The sequence below is a fragment of the Luteimonas sp. FCS-9 genome (assembly GCF_001014645.1).
In the GTDB taxonomy this organism is placed as follows: domain Bacteria; phylum Pseudomonadota; class Gammaproteobacteria; order Xanthomonadales; family Xanthomonadaceae; genus Luteimonas.
Map to the genome: position 1 here is coordinate 13,540 of NZ_LASZ01000003.1, position 15,761 is coordinate 29,300.

Consider the following 15,761-nt stretch of genomic DNA (forward strand, 5'->3'; position numbering starts at 1 on the left):
TTGCCCTGAGGGTACTGCCGCTGCTGCCTCGGCGGCGCTAGACTATCGCCTTCCGGTAGGGGGCCGGCGGGGGCAAGGGAATGCGGATTCTGGGAATGCTGTGGTCGGCGCTGTGTGCGTCGGTCGTCGGCCTGGGCGTGGCTGCAGCGATGCCGGCCGAGGACGCTGCCAGCGCGTCGCCGCCGCTGCGGGACGCGCGGCTGGCGGAAGGCGCCGTCGCGGGGATCAGCCAGGGCGAGTGGACCGCACGCTGGTGGCGGTGGGCGATCGGGCAATGGATTGCGCCGTATCTCGATCCGGACGGGCGCTGGTGTGCGGTCGGACAGGATCCCGACAGTCCGGTCTGGTTCCTTGCCGGTACCGATGGCACTTTCTCGCCGAAGCGCCGTTGCGTGGTGCCTGAAGGCAAGTATCTGCTGGTCCCGGTCATCAACACCTACTTCCAGGACAGCGGTGACGCGGAGGCCGAGGTCTGTGCGGCTGCGCAGGGCTGGGTGGCGGTCAACAACGACCAGTTGCTCAGCGCGGTGGCGATGCTCGATGGCCGGCCGCTTGGCGACGTACGGGCGATGCGCGTGCGCAGCGACGGTTGCTTCCGGTTCGATCCCGAGGACCCGTCCGTGTTGTCGGCGTCCGACGGCTACTGGCTGATGATCGCGCCGCTGCCGCGCGGCCGGCACACGCTCAGCATCGGCGCCAACTACGCGCCCGGCGACACCGGCTACGGGGGAATGCACCAGAACTTCGAGTACACGCTCGACATCGGCAGCGAGATATTGCTGTCCGTGGTGGCCCGATAGCGGAACCGGGTGCGCTAGTCCGGGACGATGTTGCGGGATGCGGCGATGTGGAGCAGTCAGGGGATGAAGATGCGGCAGGGATTGAAGCGTGTGGCGCGGCGTCGCGAGGATGCGCTAGTCGGCGTGCGGTGGGACCGGCTGGAACATCTGCTCGCCGCGTACTACCGGGAGGCGGGTTACCACGTCGAACATGTCGGGACAGGTGCGACAGCCGATCGCTTCGACGGCGGCGTCGACCTCGAGTTGCGGCGCGATGGTCGGCTGCTCCTCGTGCAGGTCAAGCATTGGAACGCGTACAAGGTGCCGCACAACGATGTGCATCAGTTGATCGGCGTGATGGTCAATGCCAGGGCCGATGGCGCCATCGTCGTGACGAGCGGCGAGTTCACCAGGGCGGCCATCGAGGCCGCGGCGCGCAACGACCGGATCCAGCTGATCGATGGCGACGAACTCCGTGCGATGCTCGGACCGCTGCCGCAGGTGCCGATCGCTGCGATGCAAGGCGCGGACGCGCTCGCCGTGCAGATCGGCGAGCGGCTGGTACGGACTGCGATGCGCCAGGCCCTGCCTGCCGGCCGCGAGGCCGCCCTGTCCTGGGCCAAGGTCACCGCCGCGACGATGTTGCTGAAGATCGCGGCCATCGCGGTGTTGGCGCTCGCTGGGTATCTGGTCATCCAGGCCAATTTCCGCAACCTGGGCGAACGCCTGGAAGGTGTCGGCAAGCCCGTCGCCGTCGCGGCGCCGCCTCCGGCGTCGGTCTCGCAGTTTGCTTCGCCCCGCGCGTTCGCCGCGCCGATGCCTGCAGCCCACGATTTCTGTATCGAGCGCGATCCGCGCACCGGCTCGACGGTCGATCGTTGCATCGAGCACGCGGCACGCCCCAAGCCATCGCTTGCCGACGTCCGCGAGTCGCAACGCAAGGCGGACGCGGCCATGGAGGTACTGCGGCACTCCACGCCGGAGATGTAGTCGCTTCTTTTCCGTATCGACTGCGGGCACCGGTGCGTGCTCGTCGGTCGATGTACGTTGAATCCAACCAGGAACCCGAACGAATGTTGAAGTCTGTTGCTGCTGGTCTGATCGTGCTCGTCTGTGCATTGCCGACCTCGGCGATCGCGGTGAGGATCGCCCATGAGGATTACCCGATGCGCGTGCCCGCCGCGGCAGGCGATGGGCAGGTGGTCACGCTCACCGTGATCGACAGCCGGCCGTACGTGCTCGACGGCGACAGCAAGGAATCGTACGAGGGCATGACCCGGGAGCTGTACGGGATTCCGATCAGCCGCAATACCGCGGACAACTCCCCGATGGCCAGCTATCTGGGGGAGCGCTTGCGTCTCGGGTTCGAACAGGCCGGTTATGCCGCCACGTACGAGCCCAGCGTCAAGGGCACCGCGTCGGATGTCCGGGCCCGGTCGCTCACGGCCGACGGCGTGGATCTGATCTTTCTGGTCACGCTGAAGGAGTGGTCCTACGACCAGGGATTTGCGAACCCTGAATTCACCCACGACGTCGTCATCGACGTCTACACCGGGGCCGGGCACCTGTTGAGCAGCGAGGCCTTCAACGGCGTCGACCCGATGCCGACGGGAGGATGGAAGCACTACAAGCGCCGGTACGCGGAGCTGTATCAGGACGTCTTCGACCGCATGTTCGCCTCGCAGAATCTCGTCGCAGGTCTTGCCGGCCGGTCGACGATTCCGGCGCCGGACATGCCCAAGGGTCCGTCGATCGAGTCGCGTCTCGAGACTCTGGGCAGCGTCCATGCGCAAGGGCTCATCGACGAGGAGACGTTCAAGGCCCAGCAGGCGCGGATTCTCCTCGAGCTTTGAACGCCGAGGACCGCGGCAGGGTGCGCTGTGCGGACGCAACATGAGGCCGCCGGCGCAGTGATCGATTGTTCCATCGACAGGATTTCGAAAATGTTTGGTCTAAACGTAACCGACTCGTCTACATCGGCGTCTGCAGACATTCGGGCGGCGATGCTCGTCAAGGTCGGCATGGCTGGCAGGATTGCTCTGCGTCTCGCCCGTCATGGCTGATCGGGGCCCTCAGGAGAGTGCGCTCGTCGCGGCGGAGGAGAACGGTCGGACGCTCTATCTCCATGCCCGGGCAATCGCGTCGGTCAAAGCCGAAATGCAGAGGGACCGGGCAATGCGCCGGGATCGCCGGGTCGCGGGCGAGATTACGGAAGCGCGCGACGGCGGTATCGCCGTGACGGTCGTAGATCGGACGCCATCGGCGATCTACCGTGCGGTCGTGTCGCCTGACGGCACCTTGCAGGCGCCGGTGGAGGCCGTGGCGGCGCCCGGCGAACTCTCGGCCTACGAATCGGCTGCGGTGCGCGCAAGATCGATGGCGATGGCGTTCGATGCGCCGCGGTGCGGCAAGGACTACGACGCGATCGCGTTTCCATCGAGTGCGTCCGACGGGTGGATGGCGTACCTGCTGCCTCGTCCGGCGCGCGGATCGGTGCCCATCGGTGGCTCGTATCGGCTGGAAATCGAGGGCGAGGGCGTCGTCGCAAGCCGCCCCTACACGCGGAGCTGCATCGCGCTCGCGCCAAGTCCGAATTCGGTGGGGATGATGATCACCCATCTGCTCGATCCTGTCCCGACGGACGTGCACGTGTTCTGGAGCCTTTGGGAAGGCAAGCCGTTCTTCGTTGGCGTGGAGAACGGAGCGTGGCGGATCGCGGACGGGCGGATCGCGCCGTTGAAAGGCGAGTAGCACCTCGCGATCGCACAAGCCTGGGTGAAGAGCCGGACGCGTTGCGACCTGCCGGGATATGCGGCAGGTCGTGTAACGGGCGCAGCACCATGACGGATTCGACGGAGACACAATGCTCGGGTGGTTGTTCGGCAGGAGAACGGCGCGTGCGCCCGTCGCGTCGGAGGCACGCGAAGCGAGAGCGCGGTTGCCGGTTCACATGGTCTGGCGCGACGACATGGCGCTTCCGGTGCCAGATTGGCACGTTGTGGGTGCCGGTTTGCCGACAGACCCAGACGACAGGTTTCTGCACGACTACTACGACGCCGCCGCCATGGACTGGCTCGACGCGCTGGCCGATGCGCTGCCGTCGGCCTATCGACAGTACGGGGCCGATGATTTCCTGTTGTTGTCGGCGCAGCCGCCGCGCGAAGCGGCGCTGGTGCTGCGCACCTGCGAACAGGCATTGCGGGCGATCCATGAGCGACTCGGGTCGCTTGCCAGCGATGTCGGCTATGGCCGCTACGTCGTGCTGGTGTTCGCCAGTCTGGACGATTACGACGCGTACGTGTCGCAGTACCGGAACGAGGACGACGAGGCGCCGATGTCCAGCGGCGTCTTCATCGATGCCGGCTACGGACACTTCGCGAGCTGGCATGACGGCCTGGACGAGCTGGAGGCGGTCGTCGTCCACGAGCTCACGCATGCGCTGCTGGCGCACCTCCCCATGCCGCACTGGCTGCACGAGGGGTTCGCGGTGAATGTGGAGCAGACGCTGTTGCCGCGGCTCGCCGATCCGCGTCTGGCGCTGTACCGGCCGGACGAGATGGCCGCGCGCCACGCTGCGTGGTGGAACGCGACGACGATCCAGACATTCTGGTCGGGCGAGGCCTTCCATACCGCGAACGGCGGGCTGGACATGGCCTACGACCTGGCGCGCATCATCACCGGGCTGGCCGCGCGCGAAGACGAGGTCGCGTTCCGCGCGTTCGCCGCGACGGCGACGGACGACGATGCGGGAGCTGCTGCCGCGGACAATGCGCTCGGTTATCCGCTCGAACATCTGGTCCAGGCCGTGCTGGGCGACGGCGACTGGGCACCGCGTCCGGAGACATGGCCGGTCACCGAACCGGCTTGAGCTACCTGTGCGCCGCCTACGGCGGCGCGTTGTCCCCGTTCGGTCCCTCGGCCTCGCCCACCGCACTCGCCACCCGCCGCACCCGCGCCCGGTAGTCGTGCACGTTGTCGCCCTGGATGCGGGTGGCCTGGGTGCCCTTGACGGTGCCGACCTTGTTGTCGGTGCCGGTGACGGGGGTGGCGTCGACCGTGGTCTCGCGCTCGAAGGCGTGCGACTTGTCGGTGTTGCGGTAGTAGCGGTACAGCGCCCAGTACAGGGCGGTGGCGCCGGCAGGGCCGGCGAGCAATAACCAGAGTCCGTTTTCGTCGCTCATGCCATGGTCACCAGGGCTGCGATGGCGAGGCCTTCGAGGATCGTGCCGACGGTGAGCGCGGCCAGCAGCAGTTTCCACTGCTGCACGGGCACGCTGCCCATGGTCTCGCCGGTACGGCCGTTGACGGCGATGTAGTGCAGCAGGCCGCCGTTCCTGCCGGGCTGGTGGTAGGAGTACAGCCAGACCGGCAGGTACATCGAGACCCAGCGCGTGCCGTGGACGTCGAGGCGCTCGTGTTCCCAGCGCACGCCGCGGTCGTAGCGACGCACCGAGCCCTCGACCTGGGCGCGGGCGATCGACAGCAACTGGTCTTCCAGCCGCGGACGCAGGTGCTCGACGTTGCGGTTGCGCTTCTCGGAGGTGAAGCCGGCCAGGTACGAGGCGTTCCACCTGACGGCGTTCTTGGTGTCGAACGGCAGGATCGTGTTGATGATGTTGTTGGTGTTGGCCTGGATGTCCAGGTTGCCGCGCTCGGCCGAGGATTCGAGCGGCAGGTCGTCGACGGTGAAGTCCACCTGCCGTTCCACGCGGTAGACGTCGGCGTCGTAGTAGGTCTTCTTGTTGTTGTCGGTGCCGCGCGTGTAGCGACGCGTCTCGATCTCGCCCTTGCCGGCGATGGCGGCGCTCGCGCGGCCGTCGACGACCATGTAGGGCAGATAGACGCCGACGACGTTGTCGGGCGTGAACTCGTCCTTGAACGCCTTGAGCGCGAACAGCCGGCGCTTGTCGACGAACTGGCGGATGCACGCGACGGCGTCGTCCTTCTTGATGTGGAACGGCAGCACCGCGTCGGGCACGGCGCCGTTGGGCACCTGCTCGTTGATGCCGAAGACGTGACGGCACCAGTGGCACCGGGCGGTCATCGCATTCTCGGTGTTGACGGTGACCTCGGCGCCGCAGCCGCTGCACTTGAAGGTCATCAGCGCGGCGGCGTCGGCCTCGATGTCGCGAGCGCCGGAGGCGAGCACGGTGCCGGTGAGCCCGTCGATGCCCTCACCGAAACCGAAGGCCTCCTCGACGCGTTCGCCGTGCCATTCGTTGCGGCAGTACAGGCAGACGAGCACGTCGGTGCCGGGGCGCTGGCGGATGTCGGTCGAGCCGCACTTGGGGCAGCGGTTGAGGCCGTCGCGCAGTTCGGCGGACGCGGTGTCGATGGCGAGCGGGTCGGGGGCCTCGAGCTCGTCGCGGATCGCACCCGGCAACGTGGCCGGGTCGATCGGGTGCGTCCCCGGCAGGGGCGGGACGTCGCGCGGCGAGCCCGGGCCGTCGGCCGGCCGGGCCGGCAACGGCGGGGGCAGCTTGGAGTCGGACATGGGCGCGGCGCCGGCGACTACAGGCCCAGCGCCTTGGCCTTGAGCGCGTCGTAGTCGTCCTGCGTGATCAGGCCGAGGTCGAGCATCTCCTTGGCCTTCTTGAGCTTGGCGACCGGGTCGTCGGCGGCGGGGGCCGCCGGTGCGGCCGGGGTCGCCGGCTGCTGCAGGCTGCCCAGGCCACCGGCCATCCCCGAGGCCATGCCCAGGCCGACCAGGCCCGCCGCGCCGCCGTGCTCGCCGGCCGACTGCATGCCCTGGGCGACGCTGGCCTGCAGGTTGGAATTGCCGCGCGATCCGGCCAGCGCATCCGCGCGCTGCACGGTCTTGAGCAGTTCGCGGGTGTTGGCGTCGTACTCGATGGAGACGATGGCGGTCTTGACGATCGCAAGGCCCCGGTCGGACTTCCACTGGTAGCCCTGTTCGACGGCCTCCGACAGGCTCTGGGCGAAGCCCAGCGAATCCTGCTGGATCTTGGTGATGCGGTTGCCCTTGGCCGGATCGTTCGTGTACAGGCTGAAGGCCGGCGCGAGCGAGCCGACGACTTCGTTGAACAGCTGGCTGGCGGCGGCGTTGTCGATGTCGGTGAAGTCGAACACCTGGCCGGGCTGCAGGTAGCTGGCAGGCACGAAATTCTTCACGAACAGGATCGGGTCGACGATCTTGAGCGTGTAGGAACCGCGCGTGAGCGCGCCGACCTGGGTGCCGAGGAAGCCGTCGTCCCAGTAGATCTCCGACTGGGTGCCGAAGCGGTTGTCGGGCAGTTCCTTGAGCGAGACGAAGAACGCGGCCTGCTGGGCGCCGGGCTGGCCGCCGAACTTGAAGCGTTCCCAGCTCTGGCGGATCAGCGGGCTGACGATGCCGTCGCCGGCGAAGATCGACTGCGAGTTGACGTCGTCCGAACGCCATTCGTAGCCGCCGGGCTCGGCGACGAAGCCGGTGATCGCGCCGTCCTGGAACAGCAGCAGGCCGTAGCCCTCGGGCACGACGATCTTCGAACCGTTGGTGATGATGTTGGTCGAGCCGCGCGTGTTGGACCCGCGCCCGGCATTGGTGCCCTGCGGCACGGCGGCGAACAGGGCGGCGGTCGGCGGCAGGCCGGCCGGCACCGTGAAGAAGTCCTTCCACTGGTCGGCGAGCACGCCGCCGACCGCCCCCTTCACCGCTTGCACAAGACCCATGGGAACTCCCTGCGATTGGTCGCCGGGCACCGCGCCCGCCGTGTCGCCGGACTATACCTGCGCGCAGGTCAAGACGCGGGCGCGGCGCCTCGGCCGGCGTGCCAGCCGGCGCGCGCGGGGGCGTCGTGGAAGGTCCAGGCGACGAAGCGGCTCTGCTTGCTGCCCTGCGCCATGGCGACCTCGCGCACGTCGGCCGCGTCGGCCTGGCGCAGTTGCCGACGCAGGCCGGACAGGTGTTCGGCGCGGGCGACGAGGCTGGTGAACCACAGCACCCGGTCGCCGATGCCGGCGCTCTCGCGGACCATCCTGCGCAGGAACTCGGCTTCGCCGCCGGGGCACCACAGTTCGTGGGCGTGGCCGCCGAAGTTCGGGGCCGGGGGCGTCGCGCGTCCGGCAGGAGGCGCCTTGCCGAGCTGGCGCCGCTTGCGCTGGTGGGCGCCGGCGGCGTCGGCGGCCGAGGCGTGGAACGGCGGGTTGCACAACGTGAGGTCGAAGCGGTCGTCCTCGCGCACGACGCTCTCGAAGATGCGGTTGCGGGCGGGCTGGAGGCGCAGGGCGATCGCCTTGTCGAGACGGTTGGCCTGGACGATCGCGGTGGCGACCTGCAGCGAGGTGGCGTCGATGTCGCTGCCGACGAAGCGCCAGCCGTACTCGGCGTGGCCGAGCAGCGGATAGATGCAGCTGGCGCCGACGCCGACGTCGAGCACGCGCACCGCCGCGCCGCGCGGGATCGTGCCGTCGCCGGACGCGGCCAGCAGGTCGGCCAGGCCGTGCAGGTAGTCGGCGCGGCCGGGGATCGGCGGGCACAGCGCGCCGTCGGGCAGGTCCCAATGCGCGATGCCGTAGTCGCTGCGCAGGATCGCGCGGTTGAGCGCACGTACCGCGGCGGGGTCGTCGAACGCGATGCTGGTGTCGCCGCGCGGGGTCGTCAGCAGGTGGGCGCCCAGGTCGGGACTGGCGGCGAGCAGGCGGGGAAAATCATAGCGGCCCTGATGGCGGTTGCGCGGGTGCAGGGGGGCGGCGCGGGTGGGGCCGGGAGGAACGGGCATGCGGACACTCGGTGGGACGGACGGCAGGGCGCCAGTATGGCGGGCCGCGGGCGTCGCCAAAGAAAAACCCCGCCGGAGCGGGGTTTTCGCGGTCGGTCGCGGGCGGGGATCAGCCCTGCGGCAGGTCGCACTGCATCTTGGCGTCGACGGAGTAGGGCTTCGGCACGTCGGGATTCTCGCTGGTGCGTTCGAACACCACCTCGAACGAATCGGCGTCCGGCGTGCCCTTGCGGTCGGTGCAGGCGGCCTGCAGCTTCTCCTTGACGGCGGCGATGCCGGCGTCGCGGTTGGCGCCGTCGGCACTGTTGGTCAGGTTGACGACCTCGGCGAAGGCCTGGGGGCTCAGCGCCAGCAGGCAGCCGGCGAACAGGATGCGGGCACGTTCCTCATGGAAATCTCCTTGCAGGGTGGGCGACGCGGGGCGCCGTTGCGGGTTGCGGCCGCGCCGGCCCGGCGTCGCGGGACGGGCGTCAGGGTAGGGAAGCGAGGTTAAGGTTCCGTGGGAACGCACAGCCGCCGGGCAGGGCGGGTTCCGCCGACGAGGCCGGGTTCGCGGACTGGATCACCTTCGAGCGCGCGAACGAGACCCGGTAGGTTCCCGCCGCGCACGCGGCGTCTCCCTGAAACACGACACCCCGGCGGACCGGGGTGTCGCGTCACGCCGAACGGGCGTGACGGTCAGTTCGTGACCAGGGTGACGCCGTAGGAGCTGAGCATCGGGGTCAGGCGCTGGTACCAGCTGCGGCGCTGGCTCTGCGCGATCCCGCAGTTGGTGCCATCGGTGCCGAGCGCGCCGCCGGAGGTGACGCCCTGGGCGTGACCGGCCGAGGAGATCCACGAGCCGCCCGAATCGCCCTGGCCGGCGCAGGCGTTCGATTCGCGCAGGCCGTTCACCGTGCCCTGGGCGTAGGTCACGCTGACGTTGGTGCGCGTGATCGTGCCGCAGCGCCAGCCGGTGCGGTAGCCGGACCGGCAGATCGCCGCGCCGACGGCGGCCTCGGCGCTGCCGACCACCGGCGTGGTCGTGCTGCCGCTGTACTGCCACACGCGGCCGAACAGGGTGTCCTGCTGGCGCACGGTGGCCCAGGCGGCGTCGGAACCGGGGAAGTTGCTGGCCTGGAACGAACCGACCGTGGTGCCGCCGATCCGCACCGCGGTGCCGGCGCTGCCGCAGTGGCCCGCGGTCACGAAGCCCTTCGTGCTGCCGCGGGTCACCGGGAAGCCGATCGAGCAGGTGTTGTACTGGATGCCGCCGTAGATGTTGATCAGCGTGGACGGGACCTGCTCGGACACCTCGAAGTGCAGCGCACCGGTGTCGACGTCGCTGCGGGCCAGGAAGTCCAGCACCGCCTCGGCGCGCCCGGCGCCGGGCGAGAGCGTGACCACGACGCGGTTGTTGGGCAGGTCGACGCCCCACGACTGCACGCCGTCGAGCCGGCGCATGATGCGCGAGGTCGCCGACTGGTCGAGCGCGTGCACGGCCTGGTCGAGTTCGTACAGGCTGTAGCGCACCTGGCGCACGTCGGCGCCGTCCACCGCGGGCAGGCGCTTGTCCCGGGCCGCAGTGGCGACGACCAGGCGCGGCTGGCCGTCGGCGTCGTGCTCGATCCAGGTGCCGGCGTAGCTGTCGCCGTACAGCTGCCGGGCCGCCGTTTCCACGGTCGGCACCCGGCGCTCGGCGTCCACGGTGACGCGGTACTGGTCCTGCGTCATGCCCAGGTCGCGTTCCAGCGCGGCCACCATGCCCGGATCCAGGCTCGGCAGCCCGGGCTGGGCGGCGAGCGCGCTGCCGCCTGCGGCGGCGGCCGAGAGCAGGGCGAGGGCGAGGGTGCGGCGGACCGCTGCGTGCAGGGTGTGCATGGGTGCTTCCTCCTTGTAGCGTTCGGGATGGGCCGTGCCAGGGGCGTGTGCCGGGCGGTGGTGCCGGGAGCAGCGGGCAATGCGCGGCCGATCCGATTCCCGCGGCGGTGACGGTCCCTTGCGCCATGGCGGCCCGATCCGGACGGAATCGGCGCCACGGCCGGCGGCCGAAGACGCATTGCGGACTGCGTGACGGAGCGTCGAGCACTGCGGCTGCCGCCCGGTATCCAACGACCGGTACGGCCTTGCTGGAGACGACGCGCTGCAGTCGCGTAGGCATTCGTGCGTTGGATCCGCAGCGCGTCTCGAAAGTAGGCCGGGCGTCGCGGCACGGTCAAGCGCGCGGGCGCTGGATGAATGCCAACCAGCGCTCCTTTTCCGACATCCGCCGGTATCGGGCGCGTGTCGCCGCGCGAAACTGTGCGCTGCGTCGTGAAGGTCGGGGATGCGCCACGCGCGCTTGCCTTCGCGTGCTTGGTGTCCCCCGGTTCGTTCGTCTGTCATCGAATCGACACCCGCATTCAACCTCGGGGACTTGCAGCGCGTGCAAGATGCGGGCTCCCCCGACGCGAATGGAGATCATGATGAAGAAATGGCATTTGACCGCGGGCGTGCTGCTGGCTGCCGCCGTGTCCAGCACGACGGCCTTCGCTGCGCGCCATCACTACGAGGTCATCGGCGAGGGCGCCGGGCGGTCCGCGCAGGAAGCGCTCGAGTACGCGGAGCGCTCGGCGTACGACCAGTGCTACCGCGGTTGGGGCCAGTCCGACCAGCAGACCACGGTGCTGGCCGAATGGGTCGATCCGGCCACCGGCTACTTTCATATCCGGGTGTCGCTGGGCTGCACTGTCGACGACTGAGCCGCACGCAGTCTTGATACTCGACCGGAGGGACGTTCCTCCGGTCGTCGCGGCGAAGAAGCCGCAGCGCGATCACTCTGACGCCGCAGACGCGTCCCGCGGCTGGATCGCTGCCGCCTGAGTCAGCGCGTACGTCGCCTGGGTGGCTCGGGAGGATCGTCGGGCGTGTCAGGCGGATCGCCGTACAGCCGCTGGCAGGTGTCGCACCAGAAGGCGCGCCGCTGCGCCGCGCCGAGCCGCTTGCGGTAGTGCAGCGGCGTGCCGTCGCGCGGGCAGGTGCGCTTGGTGTGCACCTGGTAGTGCTTGCGCAGCTCGAAGGCGAGCTTCCAGCGGTAGAAGTCGAAGCTGTACGTCCGCGCCTGCGTCACCAGTTCGGCGAGCTTGCGCGGCGGCAGGGCGCCGATGCGGCTTTCGGGATGCACGCGGATGCGGTGCAGGACTTCGTTCTTGATGATGTTGCCGACGCCGGCGAAGACGTCCTGGTCGAGCAGCACGTCGGCGGCCAGCGCCTGCGGGCGCGCGCGCAGCTTGCGCCGGGCCGCGGCGGGGTCCCAGATGTCGCTCATGACGTCGGTGCGCCAGTCGTAGACGGCGTCGAGGTCGCCTTCGATGAAGCGCACCGAGCAGGCGTAGAAGTTCAGGCACCGACCCTTGCTGAAGCCCAGGCCGAGCCGGACCGGCGCGTCCTTGGTGTCGTCGATGCGATAGCTGCCGAACAGCAGGAAGTGGATGCGCACGCTGAAGCCGGCGAACTGCAGCAGCAGGTGCTTGCCCCAGCTGCGCACGGCGACCAGCGTGCGGTTGCGCAGCCGCTGGATGTCCTGCGTGCTGTTACCCGTCACGCGCAGCACCTTGCGGCCGGCGAACTCCGCGGCGGCCTCGCGCAGGATGACGATCGACGGACCCTCGGGCATGCGGGGAGTATCGCGCCGCGGTGCGTGAGTGCCGGGTCAGCGGTACGGTCCGGGCCGGCGGGGTTGGCCGGCGTCTCTGCGCCGGGTCCGTTGGCCCGCCGGCCGCGCACCTCCCCCGCCTGCGGGGGAGGTCGGCGCGCCCGCGCGCCGGGTGGGGGCACGGGCTTGGCGCGAGAAAACGCCCCCATCCCAACCTTCCCCCCGCTTGGCGGGGGAAGGGGCCAAAAGCCTTCCCCGCGCGAACAGGCTAATCTGGCGGCCGATCGCCAAGGTGCATGCCGATGGGCCCCGTCCCGTTCCCGATTCCGCCCGACGAAGCGCTGCGGGCCAGCACGCTGGCGGACTACCACGTGCTCGACGCGCCGGCCGAACCGGAGTTCGACCGGCTGGTGCAGCTGGCGTCGCGGCTGTTCTCGGTGCCGATCGTGCTGATCTCGCTGGTGACGCGCGACCGGCAGGTCTTCAAGGCCCGCGTGGGCCTGGAGGTGTGCGAGACCGAGCGGGACGTGTCGTTCTGCGCGCACGCGATCCTGCAGGACGACGTCATGGTGGTGCCCGATGCACTGGAGGATCCGCGCTTCGCGGCCAATCCCCTGGTCCTCGGTCCGCCGTTCATCCGCTTCTACGCCGGCAAGCCGCTGGTAACGCCGGGCGGGCAGCGCCTGGGCACGGTGTGCCTGATCGACACCCAGCCGCGCCAGGAATTCAGCCAGTCCGAGCGCGACAACCTGTCGGATATCGCCGAGCTGGTCATGGACCGCATGGAGCTGACGCGGCTGGAGTACATGCGGGCGATCGGCCAGGCGCGGTTCGAGAACATCGCCGCGACCTCGCCCGACGCGATCATCTGCACCACCGACACCGGCCAGGTCACGTTCTGGAACCACGCCGCCGAGCGGCTGTTCGGCTACGCGGCCGAGGAGGCCACCGGGCGTTGCAGCAGCCTGATCGTGCCCGACAGCTGGCGCGAGGCGTACTTCGAGGACCTGGCGCGCCTGCGCGACAGCGGCACCATGGAGGCCGTCGGCCGCACGATCGTGCGCTCGGGCCTGCGCCGCGACGGCAGCGAGTTCCCGGCCGAGATCTCGCTGTCGTCGTGGCAGGAGGGCCGGGCGCGGAGCGTCGGCGCGATCGTGCGCGACATCACCGAGCGCCGGCGCAACGAGGACCGGCTCTACCGGCTGGCCTCGCTCGATGCGCTGACCGAGCTGCCCAACCGCGCCGCGTGGCGTGCGTGCATCCACGACGCGCTCGCGCAGGGCACGCCCGTGTCGGTGCTGCTGCTGGACCTGGACGGCTTCAAGGACGTCAACGACACGTTGGGCCACTCGGCCGGCGACCAGGTGCTCAAGACGGTCGCCGCGCGCCTGAAGGCCGAATGCCCCGACGCGCTGATGGTCGCGCGGCTGGGCGGCGACGAGTTCGTGCTGCTGCTGGCCGGCGACGACCGCCGCGCGGCCAGCGCCGTCGCCGGCGGTGTGGTGCGTGCGCTGTCGCGGCCCTACGCGTTGCCCGGGCACGCGTTCGAGATCGGCGCCAGCGTCGGGATCGCGCTGTACCCGGCGCACGGTGCGCGCGCCGAGGACCTGCTCGGGGCCGCGGATCTGGCGCTGTACCGCGCCAAGGCGGCGGGCAAGGGCCGCTACGTGCTGTTCGAGCCGGCGTTCCGCGAGGTCGCCGTCGCGCGCCGGGAGTTCGAGCGCGAGCTGCGACGGGCCTTCGAGCAGGACCAGTTCGTGCTGCTCTATCAGCCGCAGGTCGACACGCGCGATGGCCGGATCCGCGGCGCGGAGGCGCTGCTGCGCTGGCAGCATCCCACGCGCGGGATGCTGTCGCCGGTCTCGTTCATCGACGTGCTGGCGCAGAAGCCGATCGCGCCGGCGGTCGGCGAATGGATCCTGCGTACCGCCTGCGGCCAGGCGCGGGCCTGGCGTGAGCGCGTGCCGGGCTTCCGGATCGGCGTGAACCTGTTCGAGGCGCAGCTGCGCTCGGGCCAGCTGCGCAACGTCGTCGAGCGCGTGCTGCACGACACCGGGCTGCCGCCGGAGGCGTTGGAGCTGGAGCTGCTCGAGAACATCATGATGCGCAACGACGGTGCGACGCTGAAGCTGCTGCAGGCGCTGCGCACGATGGGCGTGGGCCTGGCGTTCGACGACTACGGCACGGGCTTCGCGTCGCTGAGCCTGCTCAAGCGTTTCCCGGTCAGCCGGCTGAAGATCGACCGGTCGTTCATCCGCGATGTCATCAGCGATCCGGAGGACGCGGCGATCGTGCGCGCGGTGATCTACCTGGGCCGCAGCTTCGGGCTCGAGGTGATCGCCGAGGGCGTGGAGACCAAGGCGCAGCTCGATTTCCTGGTCGCCAACCACTGCTCGCATGCGCAGGGCTACCTGTTCGGCCGGCCGATGTCGGCGCAGGCGCTCACCTCCGAACTGGGCCGCGCGGCCGTGCTGCCCTGACCGCCCGCCGGGCGTGGTGCCGGGCGCGGGCGGTTGCTAGGCTGCCGGATCACCCGATCGGCAGGTACCCCATGGACCGGCGACATTTCCTCTCCACCGCGGCACTGTCCGCGCTGGCGGCCTCGATGCCGCTGGGTGCGATCGCGGACGCGCGCGCCGCGGCGCCCGGGCGGCGCCTGGCGCCGGCGCTGCGCCCCGGCGACACCGTCGGACTGGTCAGTCCGTCGTCGCCGGTCGACGAGCCGTTCGACCTCGAACTGGCGCAGGAGGTGATGCGTGCGCTGGGCTTCGAGGTCAGGACCGGCGCGCACTTCGGCGGGCGGCGGGGGCACCTGGCCGGCACCGATGCGGAGCGGGCAGGGGACCTCAACGCGATGTTCGCCGATCCGCAGGTGCGCGCGGTGATCTGCGTGCGCGGCGGCTCGGGCGCGGCGCGGCTGCTGCCGCTGCTCGACTACGACACGATCGCGCGCAATCCCAAGGTGCTGCTCGGCTACTCGGACATCACCGCGCTGCACAGCGCGATCCACGCGCGCACCGGGCTGGTCACCTTCCACGGACCCAACGGTACGGGCAGCTGGAACCGCTTCAACGCCGACCAGTTCCGGCGGCTGTTCTTCGCGCGCGAGGCGATGGTCTACCGCAACGCGGTCGACGACGCCGACGAACTGGTGCCGCGCCGCAACCGCACCGTCGCCATCACCGGCGGCAAGGCGCAGGGCGAGCTGGTCGGCGGCAACCTGACCGTGCTCAGCGCACTCGCCGGTTCGCCGTACCTACCCGATTTCAGCGGCAAGATCCTGTTCCTGGAGGACGTCGACGAGGCGCCGTACCGGATCGACCGGATGCTGAGCACGCTCAAGCTGATGGGCGCGCTGGACCGGATCGCCGGGCTGGTCTTCGGCCAGTGCACCGACTGCGATCCGGGCGCGGGCTTCGGCTCGCTGACGCTGGCGCAGATCCTCGACGACCACATCAAACCGCTGGGCATTCCGGCCTATCGGGGCGCGATGATCGGCCACGTGCGCGAGCAGTTCATCGTGCCGGTCGGCGGCCGGGTCGAACTCGATGCCGATGCCGGCCAGTTCCGGCTGCTGGCACCGGTGCTGGCGTAGCCGGCGGGACGCGGTGCCGGACCGCCGCCGCGCGGGCGATGGTCCGGCGTGCG

The 15,761-nt window shown here is 70.0% G+C and carries 15 protein-coding genes; 8 read left to right on the forward strand and 7 right to left on the reverse strand.

What is annotated here, in order from left to right:
- Positions 1-149 precede the first annotated feature (149 nt).
- The 5 genes from WQ56_RS03365 to WQ56_RS03385 all read left to right on the forward strand — a co-directional run bounded on the left by WQ56_RS03365 (position 150) and on the right by WQ56_RS03385 (position 4,647).
- The gene (locus tag WQ56_RS03365; RefSeq protein ID WP_231583339.1) at positions 150-800 is read left to right on the forward strand and encodes a hypothetical protein; all 651 of its coding nucleotides are present in this window, start codon (positions 150-152) and stop codon (positions 798-800) included.
- 63 nt (positions 801-863) lie between these two features.
- Complete coding sequence (locus tag WQ56_RS17575) at positions 864-1,769, forward strand: restriction endonuclease (protein ID WP_052772807.1); 906 nt, start codon at positions 864-866, stop codon at positions 1,767-1,769.
- Positions 1,770-1,852: 83 nt separating this feature from the next.
- A complete protein-coding gene (locus WQ56_RS17580; protein ID WP_052772808.1) occupies positions 1,853-2,632 on the forward strand; it encodes an SHOCT domain-containing protein in 780 nt (259 codons plus the stop codon).
- Positions 2,633-2,834: 202 nt separating this feature from the next.
- Positions 2,835-3,530, forward strand: a complete 696-nt coding sequence (locus WQ56_RS03380) for a hypothetical protein (RefSeq protein WP_047135686.1) — start codon at positions 2,835-2,837, stop codon at positions 3,528-3,530.
- Positions 3,531-3,729: 199 nt separating this feature from the next.
- Positions 3,730-4,647: a hypothetical protein gene (locus WQ56_RS03385; protein ID WP_156170294.1), complete on the forward strand. Its 918-nt coding sequence runs from the start codon at positions 3,730-3,732 to the stop codon at positions 4,645-4,647.
- A 16-nt stretch (positions 4,648-4,663) separates the two neighbouring features.
- Here the strand turns inward: WQ56_RS03385 and WQ56_RS03390 are convergent, their stop codons facing one another.
- The 6 genes from WQ56_RS03390 to WQ56_RS03415 form a co-directional block, all read right to left on the reverse strand.
- Complete coding sequence (locus WQ56_RS03390) at positions 4,664-4,960, reverse strand: hypothetical protein (RefSeq protein ID WP_047135687.1); 297 nt, start codon at positions 4,958-4,960, stop codon at positions 4,664-4,666.
- Entirely contained in the window at positions 4,957-6,273 is a 1,317-nt protein-coding gene (locus tag WQ56_RS03395) for a membrane protein (protein ID WP_047135688.1), read from the reverse strand. Before WQ56_RS03395 ends, WQ56_RS03390 begins: the two co-directional genes overlap by 4 nt.
- Positions 6,274-6,290: 17 nt before the next feature.
- Positions 6,291-7,451, reverse strand: a complete 1,161-nt coding sequence (locus WQ56_RS03400; RefSeq protein ID WP_047135689.1) for an SPFH domain-containing protein — start codon at positions 7,449-7,451, stop codon at positions 6,291-6,293.
- 68 nt (positions 7,452-7,519) lie between these two features.
- Positions 7,520-8,500 carry a 23S rRNA (adenine(1618)-N(6))-methyltransferase RlmF gene (gene rlmF / locus WQ56_RS03405; protein WP_047135690.1) on the reverse strand — a complete coding sequence of 327 codons (981 nt, stop codon included), beginning with the start codon at positions 8,498-8,500 and terminating at the stop codon, positions 7,520-7,522.
- Positions 8,501-8,609: 109 nt separating this feature from the next.
- Positions 8,610-8,906 (reverse strand): hypothetical protein, encoded by a 297-nt coding sequence (locus WQ56_RS03410; RefSeq protein ID WP_047135892.1) that lies wholly within the window; start codon positions 8,904-8,906, stop codon positions 8,610-8,612.
- Between the two features lie 272 nt (positions 8,907-9,178).
- On the reverse strand, positions 9,179-10,360 hold the full coding sequence (locus WQ56_RS03415) for a S1 family peptidase (RefSeq protein ID WP_047135691.1): 1,182 nt from the start codon (positions 10,358-10,360) through the stop codon (positions 9,179-9,181).
- A 584-nt stretch (positions 10,361-10,944) separates the two neighbouring features.
- Between WQ56_RS03415 and WQ56_RS03420 the strand changes: the two genes are divergently transcribed.
- The gene (locus WQ56_RS03420; protein WP_156170298.1) at positions 10,945-11,220 is read left to right on the forward strand and encodes a hypothetical protein; all 276 of its coding nucleotides are present in this window, start codon (positions 10,945-10,947) and stop codon (positions 11,218-11,220) included.
- Positions 11,221-11,342: 122 nt separating this feature from the next.
- Here the strand turns inward: WQ56_RS03420 and WQ56_RS03425 are convergent, their stop codons facing one another.
- Positions 11,343-12,134, reverse strand: a complete 792-nt coding sequence (locus WQ56_RS03425) for a DNA-formamidopyrimidine glycosylase family protein (protein ID WP_047135693.1) — start codon at positions 12,132-12,134, stop codon at positions 11,343-11,345.
- A 281-nt stretch (positions 12,135-12,415) separates the two neighbouring features.
- Between WQ56_RS03425 and WQ56_RS03430 the strand changes: the two genes are divergently transcribed.
- Together WQ56_RS03430 and WQ56_RS03435 are read left to right on the forward strand one after the other, a co-directional pair.
- Positions 12,416-14,593: an EAL domain-containing protein gene (locus tag WQ56_RS03430; RefSeq protein ID WP_047135694.1), complete on the forward strand. Its 2,178-nt coding sequence runs from the start codon at positions 12,416-12,418 to the stop codon at positions 14,591-14,593.
- A 71-nt stretch (positions 14,594-14,664) separates the two neighbouring features.
- On the forward strand, positions 14,665-15,708 hold the full coding sequence (locus WQ56_RS03435) for an LD-carboxypeptidase (RefSeq protein WP_047135695.1): 1,044 nt from the start codon (positions 14,665-14,667) through the stop codon (positions 15,706-15,708).
- Positions 15,709-15,761 lie beyond the last annotated feature (53 nt).